Source organism: Micromonospora sp. CA-244673 (genome assembly GCF_050948395.1).
GTDB lineage: Bacteria > Actinomycetota > Actinomycetes > Mycobacteriales > Micromonosporaceae > Micromonospora.
In genome coordinates, this window is record NZ_CP192019.1 from 2,708,987 (window position 1) to 2,733,792 (window position 24,806).

Below are 24,806 nucleotides of genomic sequence, written 5' to 3' on the forward strand. Positions count from 1 at the left end.
GTGGGGAGCGTGGTGGGGTGGCCGAACGGCCGGGGATGGACCCGCGCGGGCACGCGCGTCCGCCACCCAGGAAAAGCCATCCGGCGCGAACCCGCATCTGGAAAAGGGCGATCGTGACGGACAACACCTGACGGTCCGGCCCGCCTCAGGTGGGTGGAATTCGGTTACCGTCCGAACGGGTGGATTGGCGGAGCGTGTGGCGGGGCATTAGCGGCGTGCGCACCGGCGGCCCGCCCGTCCGGTGCGCTCATGATCATGGCCGAAGGAGCGACATGCAGGTCTGGCCGGGCGAGAGCTATCCCCTCGGTGCCACCTACGACGGGATGGGAACCAACTTCGCGATCTTCTCCGAGGTGGCGGAGAAGATCGAGCTCTGCCTGTTCGACGAGTGGGACACCGGCGCCGAGCGGCGCGTCGAGCTGCGCGAGGTCGACGCCTACGTCTGGCACGCCTACCTGCCCGGCATCGAGCCCGGCCAGCGCTACGGCTACCGGGTGCACGGGCCGTGGGACCCGGCCAACGGGCTGCGCTGCAACCCGCACAAGCTGCTCCTCGACCCGTACGCGAAGGCGGTCGACGGGGAGGTCAGCTGGGACCCGGCCGTCTACGACTACGAGGTGGGCGGCGACCCGGACCGGCGGAACGACACCGACTCGGCGCCGTTCATGCCGAAGTCGGTGGTGGTGAACCCGTACTTCGACTGGGGCAACGACCGGCCGCCGCGCACCCCGTACCACCACTCGGTGATCTACGAGGCGCACGTGCGCGGCCTGACCATGCGCCACCCCGACATCCCGGAGGAGCTGCGCGGCACGTACGCGGCGATCGGCTCGCCCGTGATGATCGACTACTTCCAGCGGCTCGGGGTGACCGCCGTCGAGCTCATGCCGGTGCACGAGTTCGTGCACGACCACCGCCTGGCCGACCTGGGGCTGCGCAACTACTGGGGCTACAACACCATCGGCTTCTTCGCCCCGCACCACGGCTACTCGGCGCTGGGCCGGCTCGGCCAGCAGGTGCAGGAGTTCCGCGGCATGGTCAAGGCGCTGCACGCGGCCGGCATCGAGGTCATCCTCGACGTGGTCTACAACCACACCGCCGAGGGCAACCACCTCGGGCCGTCGCTGAGCTTCAAGGGCATCGACACCCCGAGCTACTACCGGCTCTCCGAGGAAGATCGTCGCTACTTCGTCGACTACACGGGCACGGGCAACAGCCTCAACGTGCGCAGCCCCCACTCGCTGCAGCTGATCATGGATTCGCTGCGCTACTGGGTCACCGAGATGCACGTCGACGGCTTCCGCTTCGACCTGGCGGCCACCCTCGCCCGGGAGTTCTACGAGGTGGACCGCCTCTCCACCTTCTTCGAGGTGGTGCAGCAGGACCCGGTGGTCGGCCGGGTCAAGCTGATCGCCGAGCCGTGGGACGTCGGCCCGGGCGGCTACCAGGTCGGCAACTTCCCGCCGCAGTGGACCGAGTGGAACGGCAAGTACCGGGACACCGTGCGGGACTTCTGGCGCGGCGAGCCGCACACCCTGGCCGAGTTCGCCTCCCGGATCTCCGGCTCCGCCGACCTCTACCAGGACGACGGGCGCCGCCCGTTCCACAGCATCAACTTCGTCACCTGCCACGACGGGTTCACGCTCAACGACCTGGTCTCCTACAACGACAAGCACAACGAGGCCAACGGCGAGGAGAACCGCGACGGGGAGAGCCACAACCGATCCTGGAACTGCGGCGTCGAGGGGGACACCGACGACCGCGCGGTGCTCGCCCTGCGCGCCCGGCAGCGGCGCAACTTCCTGGCCACCCTCATCCTCTCCCAGGGCGTGCCGATGCTGGGCCACGGCGACGAGCTGGGCCGCACCCAGCACGGCAACAACAACGCCTACTGCCAGGACAGCGAGCTGGCGTGGGTCGACTGGACGCGGGCCGACGAGGACCTGGTGGCGTTCGTCCAGCGGCTCACCGAGTTCCGCAAGCGGCACCGGGTGTTCCAGCGGCGGCGGTTCTTCACCGGCCTGCCGGTCGGCGGCCGGGCCGCCGGCACCGCCCTGCCCGACCTGGCCTGGTACACGCCCGACGGCCGGGAGATGACCGGCGAGGACTGGGGCAACGACTTCGGCCGCTCGGTGGCCCTGTTCGTCAACGGCGACGGCATCCCGGAACGCGGCCAGTACGGCCAGCGCCACCGGGACGACTCGTTCCTGCTGCTGTTCAACGCGCACGACGCGCCGCTGGACTTCACCCTGCCACCGGCCGAGTTCGGGCAGCGGTGGGAGCTGGTCATCAGCACCGCGGACCCGGATCCGGAGAAGACACTGGCGGTCGAGGCGGGCGGGAGTGTCTGCGTCCCCGACCGCTCGCTGCTGGTCCTGGAGAGGACGGCCTGACCATGCCCGACACCCCCCACCCCGACGAGACGACGGCGACGACGGCGCGGGTGGGGTCGACCTACCGCGTCCAGGTCCGCCCCGGCTTCGACCTCGACGCCACCGCCGGCCTCGCCGGCTACCTGGCCGACCTCGGCGTCACCCACCTCTACAGCGCGCCCCTGCTCACCGCCACCCCCGGCTCGCAGCACGGCTACGACGTGGTCGACCACCGCGCGGTCAACCCGGAGCTCGGCGGTGAGGGCGGCCGGCAGCGCCTCGTCCGGGCGCTGCGCGCGGCCGGGCTCGGCCTGGTCGTGGACATCGTGCCCAACCACGCCGGGGTGGCCCGACCGGCGGCCAACCCGGCCTGGTGGGACGTGCTGCGCCGGGGTCGCGCCTCGGCGTACGCGGACTGGTTCGACATCGACTGGGACCGGGGCCGGCTGCTCCTGCCGGTGCTCGCCGACACCCCCGCCGCCCTGGACGACCTCAAGGTGGTCGACGGGGAGCTGCGCTACCACGAGCACCGCTTCCCGATCGCCGACGGCACCGGGGACGGGACGCCCCGCGAGGTGCACGACCGGCAGCACTACGAGCTGGTCGACTGGCGGCGCGGCGACAGCGAGCTGACGTACCGCCGGTTCTTCGCCGTGTCCGACCTGGCCGGGCTGCGGGTGGAGGACCCGGAGGTCTTCCGCGCCACCCACACCGAGATCCTGCGCTGGGCCGCCGCCGGTGACCTCGACGGCATCCGGGTCGACCACCCGGACGGGCTGCGCGACCCCGCCGGCTACCTGGCCCGGCTGCGCGCCGCCGCGCCCGGCGCGTGGCTGGTCGTGGAGAAGATCCTGGAGTACGGCGAGGATCTGCCGGACTGGCCGGTCGACGGCACCACCGGCTACGACGCCCTGGCCGCGGCGGGCGGGCTCTTCGTGGACCCGGACGCCGAGGCGGACTTCACGGCGCTGGACGGCCGGCTCACCGGCCGGCACACCTCGTGGCAGGACCTCACCCACGACACCAAGCTGGCGGCCGCCACCCGGCTGCTCGCCGCCGAGCTGAGCCGGCTGGCCGCCCTCGTCCCCGAGCTGCCCGCCGAGCAGGTCCGGGCGGCCCTCGCCGAGCTGGCGGCCTGCTTCCCGGTCTACCGCGGCTACCCGCCGGAGGGCGCCCGGCACCTCGCCGCCGCCCGCGCCGAGGCCGGCCGCCGCCGCCCCGACCTGACCGCCGTGCTGGACGAGGTCACCGCCCGGCTCCGCGACCCCGGGCACGAGCTGGCCGCCCGCTTCCCGCAGCTCTCCGGCGCGGTGATGGCCAAGGGGGTGGAGGACACCGCCTACTACCGGTGGAGCCGGTTCGTCGCCCTCAACGAGGTGGGCGGCAGCCCCGCCCACTTCGGCGTGCCGCCGGCCGAGTTCCACCGCTTCGCCACCGCCCGGCAGGTGCGCTGGCCGGCGAGCATGACCACGCTCTCCACCCACGACACCAAGCGCGGCGAGGACGTCCGGGCCCGGCTCGCCGTCCTGTCCGAGCTGCCCGGCCGCTGGGCCGAGCGGGTCGCCGACTGGATGTCCCGCGCCCCGCTGGCCGATCCCGCGTTCGCCCACCTGCTGTGGCAGACCGCCGTCGGGGCCTGGCCCATCGAGCGCGAGCGGCTGCACAGGTACGCCGAGAAGGCCGCCCGGGAGGCGTCCGTGTCGACCAGCTGGGCCGACCCCGACCCCGCGTTCGAGCACGAGCTGCACGCCCTGGTCGACCGGCTGTACGACGACCCGGAGCTGCACGCCCAGCTCACCGCGTTCGCCGGCGAGATCACCCCGCCCGGCTGGTCCAACTCGCTCGGGCAGAAGCTGGTCCAGCTCGCCATGCCCGGGGTGCCGGACACCTACCAGGGCACCGAGCTGTGGGAGAACTCCCTGGTCGACCCCGACAACCGCCGCCCGGTCGACTTCGCCGTACGCCGGGACCTGCTGGCCCGACTCGACGCCGGCTGGCAGCCGGCGGTGGCCGCCGACGGCGCGGCCAAGCTGCTCGTGGTCTCCCGGACCCTGCGGCTGCGCCGGGACCGTCCGGAGCTGTTCACCGGCTACCGGCCGGTGCCGGCGCACGGGCCGGCCGGCGCGCACGCGGTCGCCTTCGACCGGGGCGGGGCGATCGCGGTGGCCACCCGTCTGCCGCTGCGGCTGGTCCGCGACGGCGGCTGGCGCGACACGACCCTCGCGATTTCCGGCAACAGTGTTACCGACGTGTTCACCGGTCGGGTCTACAGTGGGTCTGAGCTGCTGATGCACGATCTGCTGAGCACCTACCCCGTCGCCCTCCTCGCTCCCACCGACTCCGTCTCCGTGGAGGCTGCCGCATGACCGAGTTCACGGTGTGGGCGCCCGAAGCCGCCCGGGTGCGGCTGCGCCTGCCCGGCGTCGCCGACCACGACATGCGCCCCGGCCCGGACGGCTGGTGGCGGGCCGAGGTGCCCGGCGCCGGGCCCGGCACCGACTACGCGTTCCTGCTGGACGACGACGACCAGGCGCTGCCCGACCCCCGGTCGGCCTGGCAGCCGCAGGGGGTGCACGGGCCGAGCCGGCGCTACGACCACGCCGCGTTCGGCTGGACCGACCAGGGCTGGACCGGGCGGCAGCTGCCCGGCAGCGTCCTCTACGAGCTGCACATCGGCACGTTCACCCCGGAGGGCACCTTCGACGCGGCGATCGGCCGCCTCGACCACCTGGTCGACCTCGGTGTCGACCTGGTCGAGCTGCTCCCGGTCAACGCCTTCAACGGCGAGCACAACTGGGGCTATGACGGGGTCTGCTGGTACGCGCCCCACGAGCCGTACGGCGGGCCCGACGGGCTCAAGCGCTTCGTCGACGCGGCGCACGCCAAGGGGCTGGGGGTGATCCTCGACGTCGTCTACAACCATTTCGGGCCCTCCGGGGCCTACGCGCCGCGTTTCGCGCCGTACCTCACCGAGCAGAGCAATACCTGGGGCCGCACCGTCAACCTGGACGGGCCGCACTCCGACGGGGTGCGCCGCTACATCGTCGACAGCGTGCTCATGTGGCTGCGCGACTACCACGTCGACGGGCTGCGGCTCGACGCCGTGCACGCCATGCCGGACTCCCGGGCCACCCCCTTCCTGGAGGAGGTGGCCGCCGAGGTGGAGGCCCTCTCCACCCACCTGGCCCGGCCGCTGTCGCTGATCGCCGAGAGCGACCTCAACGACCCGAAGCTGATCACTCCGCGGGAGGCCGGCGGCTACGGGCTGCACGCCCAGTGGAACGACGACGCCCACCACGCGCTGCACACCCTGCTCACCGGGGAACGGCAGGGCTACTACGGCGACTTCGGCTCCCTCGAATGCCTCACCGACGTGCTGACCGGCGCGTTCTTCCACGCCGGCACCTGGTCCAGCTTCCGCAACCGCAGCCACGGCCGGCCCGTCGACCGGCAGCGCACGCCGGGGCACCGGTTCGTGGCGTACCTGCAGAACCACGACCAGATCGGCAACCGGGCCACCGGGGACCGGATCTCCCAGACGCTCTCCGCCGGGCTGCTGCGCGTCGGCGCCACCCTGCTGATGACCGCGCCCTTCACTCCGATGCTGTTCATGGGGGAGGAGTGGGCGGCCAGCACGCCGTGGCAGTTCTTCACCAGCCACCCCGAGCCCGAGCTGGCCACCGCGGTCGCGACCGGGCGCCGGCGGGAGTTCGCGGCGCACGGCTGGCCGCCGGGGGACGTGCCCGACCCGCAGGACCCGCAGACCTTCGTCCGGTCCCGGCTCGACTGGGCCGAGCTGGACAAGCCCGAGCACCGGGAGATGTACGACTTCTACCGGCGGCTCATCGCCCTGCGCAAGCAGCGTCCCGACCTGTCCGACCCCCGGCTCGGCCACGTCGACGTCCGCCACGGCGACCAGTTCCTGCTGATGCGCCGGGGCGGCTGCCTCGTGGTGGCGAACCTGGCCGGCAAGCCGCAGCGCATCAACCTGCCCGGCGTGGTGCGCCGGGTGCTGCTCGCCACCTCCGAGGGGGTCACCGTGATGCGCGACGGCATCGAGCTGCCGCCGGAGTCCGCCGCGATCGTGGCGCTCTGACCGCTCACCGGTCCGGGCAGGCGGCCAGACGGTCCGGCGACCGTGCGCTGCCCGGCGTGCGCCACGGGGCAGCGACGCGAGACGACGGCCGCTAGCGTTCCGCACATGGACGAGGCCGAGCCGAGGCTCGCCGGCATCGCGCACGAGGCGGGCGGCGGCACGGTCCGGCTGCGTCCGGTGGCCGAGCCGGACCTGGCGATGCTCCGCCGGTTCCTCACCGAGCCGGGCCTGATCGGGCTCGACTGGGCCGGCTTTCGGGACGCGGGCGCGCCCGCCCGCCGGTACGCCGAGGACGGCTACCTGGGCGAGCGGGACGGCCGGCTCATCGTCCAGGTCGAGCCCGAGGAGACCGCGGCCGGCCTCGTGAGCTACCAGTCGGGTATCTACAGCGGACGCGCGCCGTACTGGGAGATCGGTGTCGCGCTCCTGCCCGAGTGGCGCGGGCGGGGTATCGGTTGGCGCGCGCAGGCACTGCTCTGCGACTATCTGTTCGCGCACACGCCGGCGCAGCGGATCCAGGCCGGCACCCACCCCGAGAACGTCGCCGAGCAGCGGTCGCTGGAGAAGGCCGGCTTCCAGCTCGAAGGGGTGATCCGGGCCTGCGAGTTCCGCGCCGGCGCCTGGCGCGACGGCTGGCTCTACAGCCGGCTGCGGGACGACCCGTCCCCGTTCTGAGCCGGAACGGTCAGGGGATCGGCCACTCGTGGACCGGGCGGTTGGTGTGCATGAGGTCGACGTAGTGGCGGACCACCTCGCGCAGCGCCTCCGGCCGGTCCAGGTGGTCGGCTGACTCCAGCCGGTGCAGCGTCTCCACCTGCCAGGTCGCGCCGTTGCGGCCGGTCAGGCAGCGCTGCTCGACGATGCCGAGCAGCCGGTCCCGCTCGACCGGGTCGAGGCCCCACCGGTCCAGCCCGTGGTGGGCCAGCGGCAGCAGCCGGCGCAGCACCAGCTCGGTCACCGGCAGGTAGCCCAGCCCCGGCCAGAACACCTGGGCGTCGATGCCGTGCCGGGCGCAGTTGGTGAAGTTCTCCTCGGCCGCGCTGAACGACATCTGCGACCAGAGCGGCCGGTCGGACTCGGCGAGGGCGCGGACCAGGCCGAAGTAGAAGGCGCCGTTGGCGACGGTGTCCAGCACGGTCGGCCCGGCGGGCAGCACCCGGTTCTCGACCCGCAGGTGCGGGCGGCCCTTCAGCACGTCGTAGACGGGGCGGTTCCACCGGTAGATCGTGCCGTTGTGCAGCCGCAGCTCGGCGAGTTTCGGCACGCCCCCGGCGGCCAGGGTCTCCGCCGGGTCCTCCGGGTCGCAGACTGGCAGCAGCGCGGGGAAGTAACGCACGTTCTCCTCGAAGAGGTCGAACACGCTGGTGATCCAGCGTTCCCCGAACCACACGCGGGGGCGTACCCCCTGGGCCTTGATCTCCTCGGCGCGGGTGTCGGTGGCCTGCTGGAACAGCGGCACCCGGGTCTCCCGCCACAGCTCCCGGCCGAACAGCAGCGGCGAGTTCGCGCCGAGCGCGACCTGGACGCCGGCGATCGCCTGGGCGGCGTTCCAGTGGTCGGCGAACTGGTCCGGGCTGACCTGGAGGTGGAACTGGGTGCTGGTGCAGGCGGCCTCGGGGGTGATGGTGTCCGCCGTGGTGGCCAGCCGCTCGACCCCGCTGATCGAGATACGCAGGTCCTCGCCCCGGGCGGCGAAGATCTGCTCGTTGAGCAGGGCGTAGCGCGGGTTGGCCGACAGGGTCTCGGCGGTCAGGTGCTCCGGGCGCAGGGTCGGCAGGATGCCGATCATCACCATGTGCGCGCCGACCGCGCGGGCCTTCTCCTCGGCGGCGTTGAGGCTGGCCCGGACGTGCTCCTCGAACTGGGCCGTGCCGGTGCCGGTCAACCGGCGCGGCGCGACGTTGATCTCCACGTTGAACTGGCCCAGCTCGGTCTGGAAGCTGGGATCGGCGATCGCCTCCAGCACGTCGGCGTTGCGCATGGCCGGCTGGGAGTCCTCGTCGACCAGGTTCAGCTCGATCTCCAGCCCGGTCATCGGCCGCTCCACGTCGAAGCGGGACTCCCGCAGCATCTCGGCGAACACGTCCAGGCAACGCCGCACCTTGTCGCGGTAGCGGGCCCGGTCCTCGCGGCTGAAGGTGCGCACGCCGACGTCCTCGCCCATGGTCACCACCCTGTCACCGTTGGTCCCCCTAACCTCGCACGCCACCGCGGCGCGGGGAAAGAGCCGGGGGACCCATTACTACCCAGCTGTCCCGCCGGTGATCCCTGTCGCGTCGCACAGTGTCGTGGCCGATCCGGCCGGCCCGGCTGGCTAGCATGGCCGGATGCGCGAGATGACCATCAGGCTGTTCGTGGCGGCGGCGATCGCCGAGGCCTGTTCGTGGGCCGCCCTGCTGGCCGGCATGGCCGTCAAGTACGGGCCGCCGCGCAACGAGATCGGCGTGCACGTGTTCGGCCCGGTCCACGGCGCGCTCTTCGTGGCGTACGGGCTGCTCGTGCTGGTGGTGGCCCGGCAGCGGCGCTGGTCGCTGTGGCACACCGCCGTCGCGCTGGCCTGCGCCGTGCCGCCGTTCGCCACGGTGCTCTTCGAGCGCTGGGCCCGCCGCCGCGGCCTCCTCGCCACGCCGGCCGCCACCGAGCGCCCCCTCACGCCGGTCGGCTGACCGCCGGGATCACCCGGCCAGGAAGTCGCCGAGCAGGGCGGCCAGCTCCACCGGCGCCTCCTCGGCCATGTGGTGGCCGGAGGGGATCGACGCCGCCCGCACGTCGTCGGCCCAGTCCCGCCAGATCGCCGCCGGGTCGCCGTACAGGTCGACCATGTCGTCCCGCTCCGACCAGGCGAAGAGCACGGGGCAGCCGATCCGCCTGCCGGCGGCCCGGTCCGCGTCGTCCGCTGCCCGGTCCGGGCCGAGTCCCGCCCGGTAGTCCTCGCACATGGCGTGCACCGTGGCCGGGTCGTGGATGGCCCGGCGGTAGTCGGCGTACGCCTCCGCGCCCATCGCCTCCGGCGAGCCGCCGTACCAGGCGTCCGGGTCGGCGTTGATCACGCGCTCGGCCGGCTTCGCGAGCTGGCCCAGGAAGAACCAGTGCCACCAGCGGGCCGCGAACCGGGCGTCGCAGCGCGCCAGGGCCTCGCCGATCGGCACGCCGTCGAGCACGCCGAGCCGGGTCACCCGGTCCGGGTGGTCCAGCGCGGTCCGCATGGCCACGTAGCAGCCCCGGTCGTGACCGACGACCGCCGCGCGGGAATGACCGAGCGCGTCGAGCAGCGCCACGACGTCGCCGGCCATCGCCCGCTTCGAGTAGGCGGTGTGCGCCGGGTCGCTTGGCGGTTTCGACGAGTCGCCGTACCCCCGCAGGTCCGGGCAGATCACGGTGTGCCGGTCGGCGAGCAGCGGCGCCACCCGGTGCCAGGTGGCGTGGGTGCGCGGGTGCCCGTGCAGCAGCACCACCGGCGGCCCGGAGCCGCCGTGCCGGACCCGCAGGCGCACCGGGCCGACGTCGATGTGCTCCAGGGTGAATCCGGGGAACATGGCGAGCCGGTGCCCCGGCGGGCGGCAGCGGAAACCTCAGCCGAGCGCCGAGCAGGCGGCGACGCCGGCGACCAGCAGCACGCCGAGCGCCGCCTGCAGCAGCAGCGCCGGCCCCAGGTGCGACCAGACCGTGGCGGTGCGCGGGGTCAGCAGCTGACCGGTGGTCAGGTTGACGATGCGCTCGATCCGGGGCGGCAGGTCGGGGTCGCGCTGCGGGCGCAGGGTCAGTTGCAGGTGGTCGCCGGGGTGCAGGGCGCTCTGCGGCAGGTGGCCGTGCAGCTCGACCTCCACGAGCCGGTCGGTGGCGTCGCGTACGCGGACCGGCGTGACCAGGAACTCGGGCCCCTTCTTCAGCTCCTTGAAGCTGCGCCGCGCGCCCCCGCCGCCGCTGCTGAGCAGCGCCCGGACCACCCGCAGCAGCAGCCCCACCACGCCCGCCGCGGTCAGCACCCCGACCAGCACCGGCTGACCCACCCGCACCTCGCGGGCGTAGCCCTCCTGGAGGCGGGCCAACCGGCCGGTGACGATCCGTTCCGTCGGATGGACGGCGTGGCGGATGTGCAGCTCCGTGTCCATGTTCACCACCGAGAGTCCCGTCGCGTTCACTGATGGTATCGATTCCCCGGGTTGAACGACGTGAATGAACACCGGTCACGGCCGGCCCCGGAAGGTGACATCCGGGGTCGCGCGGGTATGCGTGCGGCCGAGCTGGAAAGGGGTCGAGCATGCAGCTGTCCTTCCTGCGCCCGCTCTACGACCGTCCCGGGCCGTGGTGCTCGGTGTACCTGGACGCCTCCCGGGACACCCACGACGCACGTCCGCAGGTCGACCTGCGCTGGCGCGCGCTCAAGGGGGAGCTGATCGGACAGGGCGCCGACCAGTCGACCGTCGAGGCGGTTGAGGAGGTGGTCCGCCGGCACCAACCGATGCCCGGCGACTACGGCATCGCCGTCTTCGCCACCCGGGGGCGGGTGGTGCTCACCGAATACCTCTCCGCACCGCCGCTGCGCGACCTGGCCACCTGGTCCGCGCTGCCGCACACCATGCCCCTGGTCGCCCAGCGCGGCGAGCAGATCGCCTGGGTGCGGGTGCTCGCCGACCGGACCGGGGCCGACGCGGTCGCGGTCAGCGCCGGCGGGGTGCCGCGGCGCGCCACGGTGAAGGGGCGGGAGAGCCGGCAGCTGCGCCGGGTGCAGCCGGGCGGCTGGTCGCAGTCCCGCTACCAGCGGGCCGCCATGGAGGCCTGGCACCACAACGCCGGTGACGCCGCGGCGGCCACCGCCGAGCTGGCCGACCGGGTCGGCGCGGACGTGGTGGTGGTGGCCGGGGACATCCGGGCCACCGGGATGATCGCCGCCCAGCTGCCCGAGCGCTGGCAGGACGTGCTGGTCCGCACCGACGCCGGCTCGCGCGAGAGGATCGGCGCCGACGACACCCTGATGGACGACATCACCGTGCAGACCATCGCCGAGGTCGCCGACCAGCGGATCGCCACCGCGCTGGACCGCTTCGGCGTGCAGGAGGACGTCGGCGCCGGCCTCGACGCCGTGGTCTCCGCCCTGCAACGCGACCAGGTCGACACCATGCTGATCGTCGACGACGCGTCCGCCGACGGCGAGCTGTGGGTGGGGCCGGAACCCACCGAGATCGCCACGGACCCGGCACAGCTGCGGGACATGTCCGTGGCCGACCCGCAGAAGGTACGGGCCGACGCCGCGCTGCTGCGCGCCCTCATCGGCACCGACGCCGAGCTCACCGTGCTCGCGCCGGAGGAGGCGCCGGAACTCACCGACGGGGTCGGCGCCGTGCTGCGCTACGTCGACGTCAGCACGCCCGGGCGGGGCAATGGCTGACCGTACGGTGGCGGACCTGGTCGTCGAACGGCTGCGGGCCTGGCGGGTGCCTCGGGCGTTCGGCTACCCGGGGGCGGCGATCGCCCCCCTGGTCGGCGCGCTCGACGCGGCGGGCGGGGACCCGGAGTTCATCCCGGCGCGCCACGAGGAGACCGCCGCGTTCATGGCCACCGGGCACGCCAAGTTCACCGGCGAGATCGGGGTGTGCCTGGCCACCCAGGGGCCGGCCGCGGTCCACCTGCTCAACGGCCTCTACGACGCCAAGCTGGACAGCAAGCCGGTGGTGGCGATCGTCGGCGAGGACGTCACGGGGCCGCTCGGCGGGGCGCACGAGGAGATCGGGCTGAGCCGCCTCTTCGGCGACGTCTGCAACCAGTTCGTCCGCTACGGCCGCACCCCGGACCAGGTACCGGTCCTGCTGGACCAGGCGTTCCGCACCGCGGCGGCCACCCGCAGCCCGACCTGCGTGGTGCTGCCGCACGCGTTGCAGCTCGCCGCCGTGCCCGACCTGCTGCCGCAGGCCGCCGGCGTGATGTCGGCGACGCCGGGCGAGCCGCTGGCCCGGGTGCTGCCGCACGACGCCGACCTGGACGCGGCCGCCGCGTTGCTCGGCGCCGGGCAGCGGGTGGCGATCCTGATCGGGCAGGGCGCGCACGGGGCGGCCGACGAGGTGGTCGCCCTCGCCGACCGGCTCGGCGCGGGCGTGGCCACCTCGCTGCTGGGCAAGCCGGTGCTCGACGAGCGGCTGCCCTTCCACACCGGGGTGCTCGGCGAGGTCGGCACGACCGCCGCGGCGCAGCTCATGGGGGGCTGCGACACCCTGCTCATGGTCGGCACCAACGACCCGTGGACCGACTGGTTCCCGATGCCGGGCCAGGTGCGCACCATCCAGATCGACATCGACGGCCGGCGCGTCGGCACCCGCTACCCGGTGGACGTGCCGCTGGTGGGCGACGCCGCCGAGACCCTGCGCGCGCTGCTGGCGCGGCTGCCGGACCGGCCCAACGCGCAGTGGCGGGGCATCGTGGAGAGCTCGGTCGACCGGTGGCGGGACGCCGCCGCCGAGCGGGCCGCCGCGCCGGCCGAGCCGGTGAACCCGCAGCTCGTGCTGCACGAGCTCTCCGCCCGGCTGCCGCGCGACGGCTCCGTCGCGGTGGACGTCGGTTCGGTCATCTACTGGTACGCCCGGCATCTGCAACTGCCCCCGGGCGTTCGGGCGCAGCTCTGCGGGACGCTCGGCTCGATGGGCTGCGCCCTGCCGTACGCGGTCGCCGCCAAGCTGGCCCGCCCCGACGAGCCGGTGCTCGCGCTGCTCGGCGACGGCGCCATGCAGCTCAACGGGCTGGCCGAGCTGATCACCGTGGCGCACCACTGGCAGGAGTGGCGGGATCCCCGGCTGGTGGTGCTGGTGCTGAACAACCGCGACCAGTCCGGGATGGGTGACGGACGCCCGCCCGGGGCGTTCGCCGCCCGGCGGCCCGACGTGCCGTACGCCGGCTGGGCCCGGCTGCTCGGCCTGCACGGGGTGCGGGTGGACCGGCCGGACCTGGTTGGTCCCGCCTGGGACGAGGTGCTCGCCGCGGACCGGCCCAGCGTGCTGGAGGCCGTGGTCGACCCGTCGGTCGCGCTGGACCCGCCCGAGCCGGCCCTGGCCGACCTGCGCGGCCTGTTCGCCGACGGGGACGCCGCCCGGCGGGTGCGGGAGCGGGTGCTGGAGACCGGGACGGCCGTGGAGGCGGAGGACCTGGTGTAGCGGGACCGGGCCACGCGTCAGGTCGGCACCGCCCTCGGTCGGGGGCGGTGCCGACCGCTGTCGTGCCGCCGGGCCGCGCTGCTTTCGCCCCCGTTCCGCCCGCGACGGCGGGGCACGGCGGAACTGCTCCGGTGCGTGCTGCGCGCGGTGCCGCCGCCCGCCCGCTGATTGGTCCGACCCGTGGGGGGATGCCCCGTTTAGACCCCAGAGGGACGGGAAGCCGGGCCGCGTGGTGAGCGAACGAGGCAAGGTGGGGCCGGGGCGGAAGGTGCCGGTGGGGCCGACGACGGCCGGCGCCGGGCTGACCGGCGACCGGGTCGTGGCGGCGGGCAGCGCCGCCCGGCTCCTGGTCGCCGTGACGGCCCGGGCGCTGCGCGGTGACGACTGCGGCGACCTCGGTCACCCGGGGCCGCTGTCGCGCTTCACCGGGGCCCCGGAGCCGGTGCGCCGGGCCGCCGCGGCGCGGGCCGCCGGTCGGGCCGCGCTCAGCCCCGCACAGGTCGCCGACGTGGACGCCGAGCGGGTGGCCGGCTGGTTCGTCGACCAGTACCCGGCCCGCCGCTGGCCCGGTGCGGTGTTCGGCTCGCCGCACGGCGCCGCGGCGCACCTCGCGGTGGCGCTCGGGGTGCCCTGGCTGCCCGCCGGGTTCGAGGTGGCCGCGCACTGGACGCGGGGCGCGGTGGACCGCCCGGACGCCGCGCTCGACCACGGCGCCGCGCTGGCCGGCCGGCTGCTCGCCGGCAACGCCCGCGTGCACGTCCGGCAGGTGCACTGCCCGGCCAGCCGGGGCGCGTCGGCGGGCGCCACGGTGGCTCTCGCGGTGCGCTGGCGGGCGCTGCCCGTGGCGTACGCCCGGTTCCTGGCCGAAGGGCTGGAGCCCGGGGCGCCGGTGCTGCTGCTGCACGACGCGCGCACGTGGCCGGTGCGGGACGAGGGGAGCGGGCACAGCTTCCAGGTCGGCTGCCCGGCCAGCGGCCTCGACCCGGTCGACTTCCACCCGGACGCGCACGCGCTGCGCCAGGTGCTCCGTTCGGCGGGCGGCGACGGGGCGCGCTGGGCACCGCCGGACGTCACCTCCCCGGCGGCGTTCGCCGAGAACGGCGTGGAGTCCGGTTTCGAGCACGACGCCCGGGAGTGGGGCGGCCGCCAGGGACACCCGCTGCACCGGGTTGTCGTCCCTCAGCCGGACGCGCTGAGCGCGGCCACCGCGGACCTGTACCGGCGCTGGCTGCGCCGGGCCGGCAAGACCGGCGACCGCCTGGTGGTCGAGTGCGGCCGGCTGCTCGACCCGTGGCAGGTGCTCCGGGCGGGCCTGGTGCCCTACTGGTGCGAGAACGCGACCCGCCGCCGGGTGCAGGGGGCCGAGTGGTGGCTCGCCGGCAGCGAGCCGTTCAGCTCGGTGGACGTGCTGCCGGAGCCGCCCGGGATCCGCTCGCCGGCCCTCGCGGGGCTGCCCCAGTGGCTCGCGGTGGCCGGGTTCGGGCGCCGCCGGCGCGCCCTGGACCGGAGCTCCGCGCGCGGCTACCCGGTCACCGCGGTGCCCACCCGCCGTGCCACGGAGGTGTTGCGCAACCAGGCCTACGACCTGCCCGTGCCGCCGCCGCTGCGGATGGCCGAGGCCCTCGCCGCGCTGCGCGACGCGGGCGCCCACCAGGGGTTGCTGGTCTCCTGAGGCCGGCCGTCGGCGGGTCGCCGACCAACCTGGCGAAACATCCTCGCGATCCTGCGGACCGTGATTGAGTACCTACGGAGCGGGAACACCGCTCGCCGCGGAACGGCCCACGACGCCGTGCGGCGGGCGGCCGCCGCTTCCGGCGTGCCGTCACGTAACCCAACTTCCGGCCCGGTGTGTGGCTCGACCACGCGCACGACCGGTTCCGATCCGGGCGGGGGACCTTCCTGAGGGAGGCGCGGATGTTCGGACAGACCACCACACCCACACCACCACCGACCGAGCGGGGCCTGGAGGACCTCGACGCGGCGGCGCTGGCGTACGCGGCACGGATCGCCGGCCTGCCACCCGAGCGGCGGCAGGAGGCACGGGACGACCTGGTGCGCTTCGCGCTGCCCTTCGCCGGGCGGCTGGCCCGCCGCTACCGGGGCCGCGGGGAACCGCTGGAGGACCTGGAGCAGGTGGCCCGCCTCGGCCTGGTCAACGCCGTCGACCGGTACGACCCAGAGCGCGGCTCGTTCACCGCGTACGCGGCCATCACCATCGTCGGCGAGATCAAACGGCACTTCCGGGACCGCACCTGGGGTGTGCACGTGCCGCGCCGGCTGCGCGACCTGATCCTGGAGGTCGGGCAGGCGACGGCGGCGCTGACCAGCGAGCTGTCCCGGGCGCCGACGGTCGCGGAGCTGGCCGAACGGCTGGAGACGCCCGAGGAGGAGATCCTCGCCGCGTTGGAGTCGGCCGCCGGCTACAGCCCGGCCTCGCTGAACGCGCCGGTCGGCGGGGAGAGCTCCGCCGAGTTCGGCGACCTGGTCGGCGAGTCGGACAACGCCCTGGAGTCGGTCGACGACCGGGTCACGGTCAGCGGCCTGCTGCACCGGCTGCCGTGGCGCGAGCGGCGGATCCTCGCCATGCGCTTCTACGGCAACCAGACCCAGGCGGAGATCGCGGCCCGGTTCGGCATCTCGCAGATGCACGTGTCCCGGCTGCTCTCCCGGGCCCTGACCTGGCTGCGCCAGGCGATGCTCGCCGACGCCCCGCCACCGTGGCAGAACGGCGCGGCCGAGTCCGAGCCGGCCAGGGCGAGGATCTCGGTGAAGCAGAACGGCGACCGGGTGGTCGTCGAGGTCGGGGGAGAGGTGGACCGCGACGGCGCGGACCGGCTCCGCAAGGCCATGCTGGAGGCGGTCACCGGGCAGCCCCGCGAGGTGGTGGTCGACCTGGTGGGCGCGGGCGGCTTCGACGCGGGCGGGATCGCCGCGCTGATGGCCGGCCGGGACGCCGCTGCGCGCACCGGGGTGCCGCTGCGGCTGACCCGGGTGCAGCCCGCGGTGCGCCGTTCGCTCGCCGCGGCCGGCCTGCCCGCCGCCGACTGATCCGTCCGGACCGCGCCGGCTCCGTCCACCGGGGCCGGCGCGGTGCCGTACCCGACGGGACCGGGGCGGGCGGCGCGCGCGTACCCGAGCGAAAGGGGCCGGCGCCCGACGGCGCCGGCCCCTCCGCGGTGCGGTCCGGTCAGTCCTCGGTGCTCTCGCCGTGCCCGCGGGGGTGTTCCCAGCGGGGGTTCGACGGCTTGCTGCGCTGTGGACCCAGCTGGGTCTCGTCCGGCTCGATCGTCTCGTCGAAGCTGGGCCGGCGCACCTCCTCCGGCTCCGGCACCTCGACCGGCCGCGCGCCGGACTGCGGCGCGGGCTGGTACTCGACGGCCTCGCGGGCGCCGTGCGCGCCCTCGGCGGCCGGCGACTCCGGGGTGTACGGCACGTGGCGCAACTCCTCCGTGAAGTGCTGCGGCGGCTTGGTGGTGCGCTGCGGCAGGTCGCGGCCCAGGTCGGAGACGAGTGGGCCGTACTTGGCGTCGAAGGCGGGCCGCTCGGAGCGGATCCGCGGCATCCGGTCGAAGTTGCGCAGGGGCGGCGGGCAGGTGGTGGCCCACTCGAGGGAGTTGCCGAAGCCCCACGGGTCGTCCACGGTCACCATGGCGCCGTAACGCCAGGACTTCCAGATGTTGTAGATGACGAAGAGGGTGGACGCGCCGAGCAGGAAGGACCCGAGGGTGGAGATCACGTTGAGCGTGGTGAAGCCGTCGCCGGGCAGGTAGTCGGCGTACCGGCGGGGCATGCCCTCGGCGCCCAGCCAGTGCTGGACCAGGAAGGTGGCGTGGAACCCGATGAACATGGTCCAGAAGTGCATCTTGCCCAGGCGCTCGTCGAGCAGCCGCCCGGTCATCTTGGGGAACCAGAAGTAGAGCCCGCCGAACGCGGCGAAGACGATGGTGCCGAAGAGCACGTAGTGGAAGTGGGCCACCACGAAGTAGGTGTCGTGCAGGTGGAAGTCGGCCGGCGGGCTGGCCAGCAGCACCCCGGTGAGTCCACCGAACAGGAACGTGACCAGGAACCCGATGGCGAACAGCATCGGCGTCTCGAAGGTGATCTGCCCCTTCCACATGGTGCCGATCCAGTTGAAGAACTTCACGCCGGTCGGCACCGCGATGAGGTAGCTGAGGATGCTGAAGAACGGCAGCAGCACCTGGCCGGTGGCGAACATGTGGTGCGCCCAGACGGTCATCGACAGCACGGTGATCGCGATGGTGGCGAGCACCAGACCGGTGTAGCCGAAGATCGGCTTGCGGGAGAAGACCGGGATGATCTCGGTGATGATGCCGAAGAACGGCAGCGCCACGATGTAGACCTCGGGATGGCCGAAGAACCAGAACAGGTGCTGCCAGAGCATCGGCCCGCCGGTGGTCGGGTCGAAGACGTGCGAGTGCAGGATCCGGTCGGCGCCGAGTGCGAACAGCGCGGCGGCCAGCAGCGGGAAGACCAGGATCACCAGGACGCTGGTGAGCAGCAGGTTCCAAGTGAAGATCGGCATCCGGAACAGCGTCATGCCGGGGGCGCGCAGGGTGATGATCGTGGTGATCAGGTTGACCGCGCCGAGGATGGTGCCCAGCCCGGAGACGGCCAGGCCCACCACCCACATGTTCCCGCCGACTCCCGGGCTGTGCTGCGACTCGCTCAACGGCGTGTACGCGGTCCAGCCGAAGTCCGCCGCGCCCTGCGGGGTGACGAACCCGCCGAGGACGATGAGGCCTCCGAAGAAGTAGAGCCAGTACGCGAAGGCGTTGAGTCGGGGAAAGGCCACGTCCGGCGCGCCGATCTGCAACGGCACGATGTAGTTGCCGAACCCGAACACCATGGGCGTCGCGAACAGCAGCAACATGATCGTGCCGTGCATGGTGAACAGCTGGTTGTACTGCTCCGGGGACAGGAACTGCATGCCGGGCTGGCCCAGCTCCGCCCGCATGAGCATCGCCATGAACCCGCCGATGATGAACCACGCGAAGGCTGTGCCCAGGTACAGCAGGCCGATGAGCTTCGCGTCGGTGGTGCGCAGCAGCCGCCACAGCGAGTCGCCCTTGACCGCCCCCCGGACCGGGCCGGGAAAGCCGCCGAACCGGGCCGGCGCGAGGATCGCAGGCCCCCGGTCTCGTGGCTCCGTGACTACCCGCTTAGGCATGGCTTCTCACCCCGTGTGACGACAGACAGGACGGGCACGCGTACCCGACCCTCTGCCCATCAAACCAGGCGAGAGCGGAGAATTCGGTCAGTTCGCCGGCAGCATGGCCCAGACCACCTTGCCCGCGCCCGCCGGGGTGCTGCCCCAGCGCTGGGTCAGCTCGCGGACCAGCATCAGCCCGCGCCCGCCCTCGGCCCGCGGGTCGCGGTCGGTCGCCGCCCGCGGGTCGGCCGGGCTGCCGTCCATCACGGCCACCCGCAGGTACGGCCGGCGCAGGGTCAGCGTCACCTGCATCGGGGTGCCGGCGTGCCGGACGACGTTGCCGACCAGCTCACTGAGGACCAGGGAGGCGGGGCCGGCCAGTTCCGGGATGTTCCACCGGCCGCACGCGTCGGTGACCAGCTCGCGGGCCCGCCGGCAGGCCCCCGCCACCGGCTCCAGCCGGGCGCGCAGCCGCGGGGCCGCGACCGTCCCGGCCAGCGCCGCCGCCTCCGCGCAGTCGCCGCGGACCGGGACCACCCGGCAGGCGGTGGTCTCGGTGAGCCAGGCCGCCGCCTCCGGCGGAGGGGCGGACAGCACCATGGGCACGGCCGGCCAGTCCGCGGCCCGGCGGGCGGCGGCCGCGAAGACGGACAGGGCGAGCGGGTCCGTGACGTCCAGCTTCTCCAGGTCGACCACGAGGGCGTCCGGCTGCGCGGCGAGGCACCGGTCCAGCACCGTGTGCACCGAGCGCATCGTGCCCAGGTCGAGCGCGCCCGCCAGCCGTACGACGGTGACCGGCGTCTCGTCGCGGACCTCGCACCTGATCCGGGTCGACATCCAGGCCCTCGTTTCCATCTCGTCGGGGATCTGGAAATACCCGCGCCCGGGGCGGGTGAAACCGGACATCCGGCTCCGGGTGAGCCTGGTCAGCGCCGCTTTGCGCCCCGGGTGGTGAGCAGCCCGAGGGCGATCATGCCGACCCCGAGCAGGAAGTGCAGCCAGTTGTCCGCGCCGTTGAGCGGGATGAAGTTCGCGCCGCTGTTGTGGTCGACCACCAGGCCGTAGAGCCAGAGCACGAGATAGATCGCGCCGCCGCCGACCAGGAACGCCCGCGCGCCGGAGACCGACCGGGCCAGCAGCAGGCCGGCGATCCCGAACAGCAGGTGCACGATGTTGTGCAGCACCGAGGTCTGGAACAGGCCGAGCAGCTTGGCGTCCGAGTCGTGCCCGGCGAACTTGAGGTCGCTGTAGTGGGTGGTGATGCCGGGGATGAAGCCCAGCACGCCGATCACCAGGAAGAGCACGCCGACCGTCGCCGCGGCCCGGCGTACCGGCGCGCGGCCGTCGGCCGGGTTGCGTCGCCCACGGGAGTGGGCCATCGAGTTCGTCATGCCGGCCTCCTCGCCAGACAAGGGACCGGGCGGCTTTCCCGGGCACACCGGGGGCAAACGCGCAACCGGCGCGAACCCTTCGGGTCAGGCCGGCTGCAACGACCGGGCGGCGAGCCGGCGGACCCCCTCGTACAGCTCCACGTACCGCTGGGCCATCCGCTCCGGGGTGAACCGGACGGCCGCCTCCCGCCGGCACTCGTCCTCGTCGAGCAGCCCGGCGGCCAGCACCAGCTCGCCCAGCTCCTCCTCGTCGGCGGTGAGCAGCCCGGTGCGGCCGTGCTCGATCAGCTCCGGCAGGCACCCGCGGGTGGTGGCCACCACCGGCGTGCCGAGCGCGAGCGACTCGACCACCGCGGTGCCGCCGGGCTCCTCCCAGCGCAGCGGGAACAGCGAGGCCCGCGCCCCCGCCACCAGGTCGTCGCGCTCCTGCCCGGCGACCGTGCCAACCCAGCGCACCAGGTCGCCGTCGACGTGCGGGGCGACCTGGTCGTAGAAGAACCGCACATCCGGGTTCTGCCGGGCCTCGTCGCCCGCCGCGGCCAGGTCCTCGGGCCGGTGGTACGGCCCCACCGGCCCCGCCAGCACCAACGGGAAGCCGACCTGCCGGGCCAGCCGGGCGCCCAGGTCCTGCCCCTTGCCCGGGTTGATCCGGCCCAGGATGACCACGTGCTCACCCTTGGCCACCGCCGGCCGGCGGTCCGCGCCCACGGCCAGCGGGGTGGACAGGTGCACGTGACCGACCGAGTGCTCCTGGAGGGCCCGCGGCGCGCGGGCCAGTTGTGCGGCGGAGACGCCGTTGACCCGCACCCGCTGGCCGCCGTCGAGGTTGCCGTACAGCTCCGGGTGCTTGGCCAGGTCCCAGTGCAGGGTGTGCAGCGCCGGCGGGGCGTCCGGGCCCATCGCGGCCAGAGTGGCCAACCCGGCCGCCTCCACGTGATCGTGCACCAGGTCGATGTCGTCGCGGGCGCGCAACGCGCGCACCACGCCGTGCAGGTGCGCCTGGGCCACCCCGCAGACCTGGTTGTACGGCCGCTGCAGGTTCTGGAACTGCCCGTCCGGGAAGACCGAGATCCGCTCGTCGACCGGCAGCGTGCTGCTCTCCACCGAGGCGAGCACCACCCGCACGCCGAGCCGGCGCAGCTCCGGCACCAGCGTGGCGACCACGTTCTCGATCCCGCCGTAGCCGGGTGGCGGCACGGACAGCCAGGGACCCGCGTTCATCAGGACGGTGAGGGTCATCGTGCGCGGTCCCTTCCTCGTGCGGCGCTCACCGGTTCACGCCGCCACACGCCGGCGCGGCACCCGGTGTTGCAGCTGCGCCAGTGGCGGCCGTTCCTCGATCGAGACGTCGCTGACCACGATCTCGCGGTCCAGGTTGGGCAGCGCCTCCGAGCCGCCCCGCCGGAACTGGGTCAACAGGGCGGTCGGCTCCAGCCCGGGCACCGCCCAGCCGCGCCGCTGCAACCGGGACCAGACGGTCAGCAGGATCTGCGCCGACATCCGGCCCAGCGCGGCGGTGTCCTGGTGCCGGTGCTTGCGCTCGCCCAGGTCCACCTGGGCCAGCGCGTCCAGCCCGACCAGCTCCAGCAGATCGATGAGCATGGCCGTCTCGACGCCGTAGCCGGAGACGAACGGCAGCTGCGCCAGCACCTCGCGGCGGCCCGCGTACTCCCCGGCCAGCGGCTGGACGAAGCCGGCCAGCTCCGGCCAGAACAGGTTCAGCAGCGGCCGGGCCATCAGCTCGGTCACCCGGCCCCCGCCGTCGGCCTCCACGCCCGTGGTCCCGACCAGGGGCCGGTGGTAGAAGCCCTTCACGAAGTCCACCGACGGGTCGGTGAGCAGCGGCCCGACCAGGCCGGTGACGAAGTGCGGCCGGAACTCCCGCAGGTCGGCGTCGACGAACGCGACGACGTCACCCTCCGCCGCCGCCAGCCCGGCCCACAGCGCGTCGCCCTTGCCGGTGAGCCGGGGCAGCCCGCGCGTCATGGCGTCCTGGCTGACCACCTCGGCGCCGGCCGCCCGGGCCACCTGCGCGGTCCGGTCGGTGGACCGCGAGTCCACCACGATCAGCTCGTCCACCAGCGGCACCCGGTCCATCAGGTGCTGCCGGATCGTCGAGACGATCGCCCCGACGGTCGCCTCCTCGTTGTGGGCCGGCAGCACCACGCTCACCCGGCTCGGGCCCTTGGCCCGCAGCAGGCGACGCGCCGGCCAGTCGTCGGCGGACGTGGTGCGGTACGTGGCCCAGGCCTCCACCACAGGTGAGACGGTCGACTCTGTATCCCGCACAGGCACTCTCCCAGATCGTGGTGGAACCACGGGCTCCTGGATTGCCCAGTCCGCGGCCCGTGCTAACCGGATCATGCCGAACACCTGATCACCAGTCCGGTACGGGCCGGTTCCCGCGCGGTGAACGTCTGATTGCGCGTCCGTCCGCGTTTGGGGAGGCGGCCGCCCGGGGAGTGCTCTCGGCAGTCTGTCGTCGTGGAAGGGTCGGGAGTATGCGCGCGTGCCGGGTGGGACTGGTCGGGGCCGGCGGGGTGGCGCAGCGCCACGCTCGTGTGCTGACCGGCTTCGAGGACGTGGAACTGCTCGGGGTGACCGACGTCGCCCCGGAGGCGGCGGAGGCGCTCGCCGGCGCGCACGGCGCCCGGGCCTTCCGCGACGTGGACGACCTGCTCGCCGCCGGCCCGGACGCGGTGTACGTCTGCGTGCCACCGTTCGCGCACGGTCCCGTCGAGGAGGCGGTGATCGACGCCGGGGTGCCGATGTTCGTGGAGAAGCCGGTGGCGCTCGACCTGGAGACCGCGGAGCGGGTCGCCACGCTGGTCGAGCGGCGCGGCCTGCTCACCGGGGTCGGCCACCACTGGCGCTACCTGCACGTGGTGGAGGAGGCCCGGCAGCTGCTCGCCGACCGTCCGGTACGGATGGTCAACGGCGCCTGGCTGGACAAGGTGCCGCCGGTCGCCTGGTGGGCGCGCCGGGACCGCTCCGGCGGGCCGGTCGTCGAGCAGGCCGCGCACGTCCTGGACCTGGTCCGGCTGCTGGTCGGGGAGGCGACCGAGGTGACCGCGTACGGCGACGGCACCCCACCGCCGGTGGAGGGCGCGGACATCGACTCCGTCACGGCGGCCACCCTGCGCTTCGCCTCCGGTGCCGTCGGCACTCTGGCCGCCGCCTGCGTGCTCGGCTGGAAGCACCGGGCCGGCCTGGAGATCCTCGCCGACGGGCTGGCCCTGTCGCTGGCCGAGGACGGCCTGACCGTCTGCGACGCCGAGGGCGAACGGCACCTGCCCGCCGACCCGGACGGCGCCCGGGTGGCCGTCGACCGGGCCTTCGTCGACGCGGTCCGGGGGATCGGCGACGACGTCCGGGTCCCGTACGCCGAGGCGCTGCGCACCCAGCGGCTGGCCCTGGCGGTGGCCGAGTCGGCGCGTACCGGGCGGGCGGTGGCGCTGCCCACCGGGCCGGCCGCGCGGCTCACCGCCGCGGTCGCCGACGCGGCGCCGGCCGGGCCGACGGGGGTGGCCGTCGATGCGTGACCGGGTGGTGGTGGTCAGCGCTCCGGGCCGGGTCGAGCTGGTCGAGCAGGACGCGGCCGAGCTGCGCGAGGGCACCTTCCGGGTGGAGACCCTGTTCAGCGGGGTCTCGGCGGGCACCGAGCTGAGCTACGTCAAGGGCACCAACCCCTATCTCCACGTCACCTGGAACGCCGACCTCGGGCTGTTCCAGCCCGGCGGCGCCGGCACGCCGTACCCGGTCACCCGGCTCGGCTACATGCAGGTCGGCCGGGTGGTGGAGAGCCGCACCCCGGCCGTCGCCGTGGGCACGGTCGCCGCCATGACGTACGGCCACCGCAGCGGCCACGTCGCCGACCCGGTCGCCGAGCGGTTCGTGCCGCTGCCCGACGACCTCGACCCGCTGCTCGGTGTCTACGTCGCGCACATGGGCCCGATCTGCGCCAACGGTCTGCTGCACGCCGCCGCCGACCTGTGCGGCACCGACGTCCGCTCGCTCGGCGACGGGGTACGCGGGCGGCGGGTGGCGGTGGTCGGCGGCGGAGTGGTCGGTTTGCTCACCGCGCTGTTCGCCCGGCGGCACGGCGCCGCCTCCGTGGTGGTCCTGGACCCCACCCCGGCCCGGCGGGAGGCGGCCGAGGCACTCGGCCTGGAGACCCTCGACCCGGCGGCGGACGATCCGGCCGTGGTGCTCAAGACCCGGTGGAACCACGCTGCCGGCGACCGGGGCGCGGACGTGGTCTTCCAGTGCCGGGGGCAGGACTGGGCGCTCCAGCTCGCGCTGCGACTGCTGCGGCCCCAGGGCACGGTGATCGACCTGGCGTTCTACCAGGGCGGCGCGGACGCGGTCCGGTTCGGCGAGGAGTTCCACCACAACGGGCTGTCGCTGCGCTGCGCCCAGATCGGCCGGGTGCCGCGTGGGCTGGCCCCCACCTGGGACCGGGAGCGGCTCTCCGCGGAGACCGTCGAGCTGCTGCGCCAGCACGGTGACCTGGTCCGTAAGCACCTCGTCTCCGCCGTGGTGCCGCTGGACGAGGCGCCCGTGCTGCTCACCGACCTGGCCGAGCGGCGCCGCTCGGAGCTGCAGGTGGTGCTCACCGGCTGAGCCTGGGCGGGC

The 24,806-nt window shown here is 74.1% G+C and carries 19 protein-coding genes; 11 read left to right on the forward strand and 8 right to left on the reverse strand.

Going from position 1 to position 24,806, the window contains the following annotated elements:
• Positions 1–272: 272 nt before the first annotated feature.
• The 4 genes from glgX (at position 273) to ACQP12_RS12660 (ending at position 7,143) form a co-directional block, all read left to right on the forward strand.
• A complete protein-coding gene (gene glgX / locus ACQP12_RS12645) occupies positions 273–2,393 on the forward strand; it encodes a glycogen debranching protein GlgX (RefSeq protein ID WP_433287671.1) in 2,121 nt (706 codons plus the stop codon).
• 2 nt (positions 2,394–2,395) lie between these two features.
• A complete protein-coding gene (gene treY / locus ACQP12_RS12650) occupies positions 2,396–4,738 on the forward strand; it encodes a malto-oligosyltrehalose synthase (RefSeq protein WP_433287673.1) in 2,343 nt (780 codons plus the stop codon).
• Positions 4,735–6,468, forward strand: coding sequence for a malto-oligosyltrehalose trehalohydrolase (gene treZ / locus ACQP12_RS12655; protein ID WP_433287675.1), 1,734 nt, complete (start codon positions 4,735–4,737; stop codon positions 6,466–6,468). The genes treY and treZ overlap by 4 nt, the downstream gene beginning before the upstream one ends.
• Before the next feature lie 105 nt (positions 6,469–6,573).
• Positions 6,574–7,143 (forward strand): GNAT family N-acetyltransferase, encoded by a 570-nt coding sequence (locus ACQP12_RS12660; RefSeq protein ID WP_433287677.1) that lies wholly within the window; start codon positions 6,574–6,576, stop codon positions 7,141–7,143.
• A 10-nt stretch (positions 7,144–7,153) separates the two neighbouring features.
• Here ACQP12_RS12660 and ACQP12_RS12665 read toward each other — a convergent pair whose 3' ends face one another.
• Complete coding sequence (locus tag ACQP12_RS12665; RefSeq protein ID WP_433287679.1) at positions 7,154–8,632, reverse strand: glutamate--cysteine ligase; 1,479 nt, start codon at positions 8,630–8,632, stop codon at positions 7,154–7,156.
• 163 nt (positions 8,633–8,795) lie between these two features.
• Here ACQP12_RS12665 and ACQP12_RS12670 point away from each other — a divergent pair, with 163 nt between their 5' ends.
• Positions 8,796–9,134, forward strand: coding sequence for a DUF3817 domain-containing protein (locus tag ACQP12_RS12670; RefSeq protein WP_357944841.1), 339 nt, complete (start codon positions 8,796–8,798; stop codon positions 9,132–9,134).
• Between the two features lie 9 nt (positions 9,135–9,143).
• Here ACQP12_RS12670 and ACQP12_RS12675 read toward each other — a convergent pair whose 3' ends face one another.
• Positions 9,144–10,004, reverse strand: coding sequence for an alpha/beta fold hydrolase (locus ACQP12_RS12675; RefSeq protein ID WP_433287682.1), 861 nt, complete (start codon positions 10,002–10,004; stop codon positions 9,144–9,146).
• Between the two features lie 36 nt (positions 10,005–10,040).
• A complete protein-coding gene (locus ACQP12_RS12680; RefSeq protein ID WP_433287684.1) occupies positions 10,041–10,580 on the reverse strand; it encodes a hypothetical protein in 540 nt (179 codons plus the stop codon).
• Between the two features lie 149 nt (positions 10,581–10,729).
• Here ACQP12_RS12680 and ACQP12_RS12685 point away from each other — a divergent pair, with 149 nt between their 5' ends.
• The 4 genes from ACQP12_RS12685 to ACQP12_RS12700 all read left to right on the forward strand — a co-directional run bounded on the left by ACQP12_RS12685 (position 10,730) and on the right by ACQP12_RS12700 (position 16,658).
• Entirely contained in the window at positions 10,730–11,857 is a 1,128-nt protein-coding gene (locus ACQP12_RS12685; RefSeq protein WP_433287686.1) for a Vms1/Ankzf1 family peptidyl-tRNA hydrolase, read from the forward strand.
• Positions 11,850–13,610: a thiamine pyrophosphate-binding protein gene (locus ACQP12_RS12690; protein ID WP_433287688.1), complete on the forward strand. Its 1,761-nt coding sequence runs from the start codon at positions 11,850–11,852 to the stop codon at positions 13,608–13,610. The genes ACQP12_RS12685 and ACQP12_RS12690 overlap by 8 nt, the downstream gene beginning before the upstream one ends.
• 274 nt (positions 13,611–13,884) lie before the next feature.
• On the forward strand, positions 13,885–15,282 hold the full coding sequence (locus tag ACQP12_RS12695; RefSeq protein ID WP_433289249.1) for a hypothetical protein: 1,398 nt from the start codon (positions 13,885–13,887) through the stop codon (positions 15,280–15,282).
• 242 nt (positions 15,283–15,524) lie between these two features.
• Positions 15,525–16,658, forward strand: a complete 1,134-nt coding sequence (locus ACQP12_RS12700; protein ID WP_357944852.1) for a SigB/SigF/SigG family RNA polymerase sigma factor — start codon at positions 15,525–15,527, stop codon at positions 16,656–16,658.
• 139 nt (positions 16,659–16,797) lie between these two features.
• Here the strand turns inward: ACQP12_RS12700 and ctaD are convergent, their stop codons facing one another.
• The 5 genes from ctaD to ACQP12_RS12725 form a co-directional block, all read right to left on the reverse strand.
• Entirely contained in the window at positions 16,798–18,798 is a 2,001-nt protein-coding gene (ctaD, locus tag ACQP12_RS12705) for an aa3-type cytochrome oxidase subunit I (RefSeq protein WP_433287690.1), read from the reverse strand.
• A gap of 87 nt (positions 18,799–18,885) precedes the next feature.
• Positions 18,886–19,617: an ATP-binding protein gene (locus ACQP12_RS12710; RefSeq protein ID WP_433287692.1), complete on the reverse strand. Its 732-nt coding sequence runs from the start codon at positions 19,615–19,617 to the stop codon at positions 18,886–18,888.
• 89 nt (positions 19,618–19,706) lie between these two features.
• Positions 19,707–20,171, reverse strand: a complete 465-nt coding sequence (locus ACQP12_RS12715) for a DUF4383 domain-containing protein (RefSeq protein WP_357944860.1) — start codon at positions 20,169–20,171, stop codon at positions 19,707–19,709.
• A gap of 84 nt (positions 20,172–20,255) precedes the next feature.
• Entirely contained in the window at positions 20,256–21,410 is a 1,155-nt protein-coding gene (locus ACQP12_RS12720; RefSeq protein ID WP_433287695.1) for a glycosyltransferase, read from the reverse strand.
• A 36-nt stretch (positions 21,411–21,446) separates the two neighbouring features.
• Positions 21,447–22,427, reverse strand: a complete 981-nt coding sequence (locus ACQP12_RS12725; protein WP_433289251.1) for a glucosyl-3-phosphoglycerate synthase — start codon at positions 22,425–22,427, stop codon at positions 21,447–21,449.
• Between the two features lie 245 nt (positions 22,428–22,672).
• Between ACQP12_RS12725 and ACQP12_RS12730 the strand changes: the two genes are divergently transcribed.
• Positions 22,673–23,713: a Gfo/Idh/MocA family protein gene (locus ACQP12_RS12730; RefSeq protein ID WP_433287697.1), complete on the forward strand. Its 1,041-nt coding sequence runs from the start codon at positions 22,673–22,675 to the stop codon at positions 23,711–23,713.
• Positions 23,706–24,794, forward strand: a complete 1,089-nt coding sequence (locus ACQP12_RS12735; RefSeq protein WP_433287699.1) for a zinc-binding dehydrogenase — start codon at positions 23,706–23,708, stop codon at positions 24,792–24,794. The genes ACQP12_RS12730 and ACQP12_RS12735 overlap by 8 nt, the downstream gene beginning before the upstream one ends.
• Positions 24,795–24,806 lie beyond the last annotated feature (12 nt).

What these genes read in the sequence shown, in the direction of transcription:
- ACQP12_RS12685 (WP_433287686.1), top strand. Translation starts at nt 10,730, where the DNA reads ATGCAGCTGTCCTTCCTGCGCCCGCTCTACGACCGTCCCGGGCCGTGG.
- ACQP12_RS12675 (WP_433287682.1), bottom strand. Translation starts at nt 10,004, where the DNA reads ATGTTCCCCGGATTCACCCTGGAGCACATCGACGTCGGCCCGGTGCGC.
- ACQP12_RS12660 (WP_433287677.1), top strand. Translation starts at nt 6,574, where the DNA reads ATGGACGAGGCCGAGCCGAGGCTCGCCGGCATCGCGCACGAGGCGGGC.
- ACQP12_RS12710 (WP_433287692.1), bottom strand. Translation starts at nt 19,617, where the DNA reads ATGTCGACCCGGATCAGGTGCGAGGTCCGCGACGAGACGCCGGTCACC.
- ACQP12_RS12680 (WP_433287684.1), bottom strand. Translation starts at nt 10,580, where the DNA reads ATGGACACGGAGCTGCACATCCGCCACGCCGTCCATCCGACGGAACGG.
- glgX (WP_433287671.1), top strand. Translation starts at nt 273, where the DNA reads ATGCAGGTCTGGCCGGGCGAGAGCTATCCCCTCGGTGCCACCTACGAC.
- ACQP12_RS12690 (WP_433287688.1), top strand. Translation starts at nt 11,850, where the DNA reads ATGGCTGACCGTACGGTGGCGGACCTGGTCGTCGAACGGCTGCGGGCC.
- ctaD (WP_433287690.1), bottom strand. Translation starts at nt 18,798, where the DNA reads ATGCCTAAGCGGGTAGTCACGGAGCCACGAGACCGGGGGCCTGCGATC.
- treZ (WP_433287675.1), top strand. Translation starts at nt 4,735, where the DNA reads ATGACCGAGTTCACGGTGTGGGCGCCCGAAGCCGCCCGGGTGCGGCTG.
- ACQP12_RS12700 (WP_357944852.1), top strand. Translation starts at nt 15,525, where the DNA reads ATGTTCGGACAGACCACCACACCCACACCACCACCGACCGAGCGGGGC.
- ACQP12_RS12665 (WP_433287679.1), bottom strand. Translation starts at nt 8,632, where the DNA reads ATGGGCGAGGACGTCGGCGTGCGCACCTTCAGCCGCGAGGACCGGGCC.
- ACQP12_RS12730 (WP_433287697.1), top strand. Translation starts at nt 22,673, where the DNA reads ATGCGCGCGTGCCGGGTGGGACTGGTCGGGGCCGGCGGGGTGGCGCAG.
- ACQP12_RS12715 (WP_357944860.1), bottom strand. Translation starts at nt 20,171, where the DNA reads ATGACGAACTCGATGGCCCACTCCCGTGGGCGACGCAACCCGGCCGAC.
- treY (WP_433287673.1), top strand. Translation starts at nt 2,396, where the DNA reads ATGCCCGACACCCCCCACCCCGACGAGACGACGGCGACGACGGCGCGG.
- ACQP12_RS12720 (WP_433287695.1), bottom strand. Translation starts at nt 21,410, where the DNA reads ATGACCCTCACCGTCCTGATGAACGCGGGTCCCTGGCTGTCCGTGCCG.
- ACQP12_RS12670 (WP_357944841.1), top strand. Translation starts at nt 8,796, where the DNA reads ATGCGCGAGATGACCATCAGGCTGTTCGTGGCGGCGGCGATCGCCGAG.
- ACQP12_RS12735 (WP_433287699.1), top strand. Translation starts at nt 23,706, where the DNA reads ATGCGTGACCGGGTGGTGGTGGTCAGCGCTCCGGGCCGGGTCGAGCTG.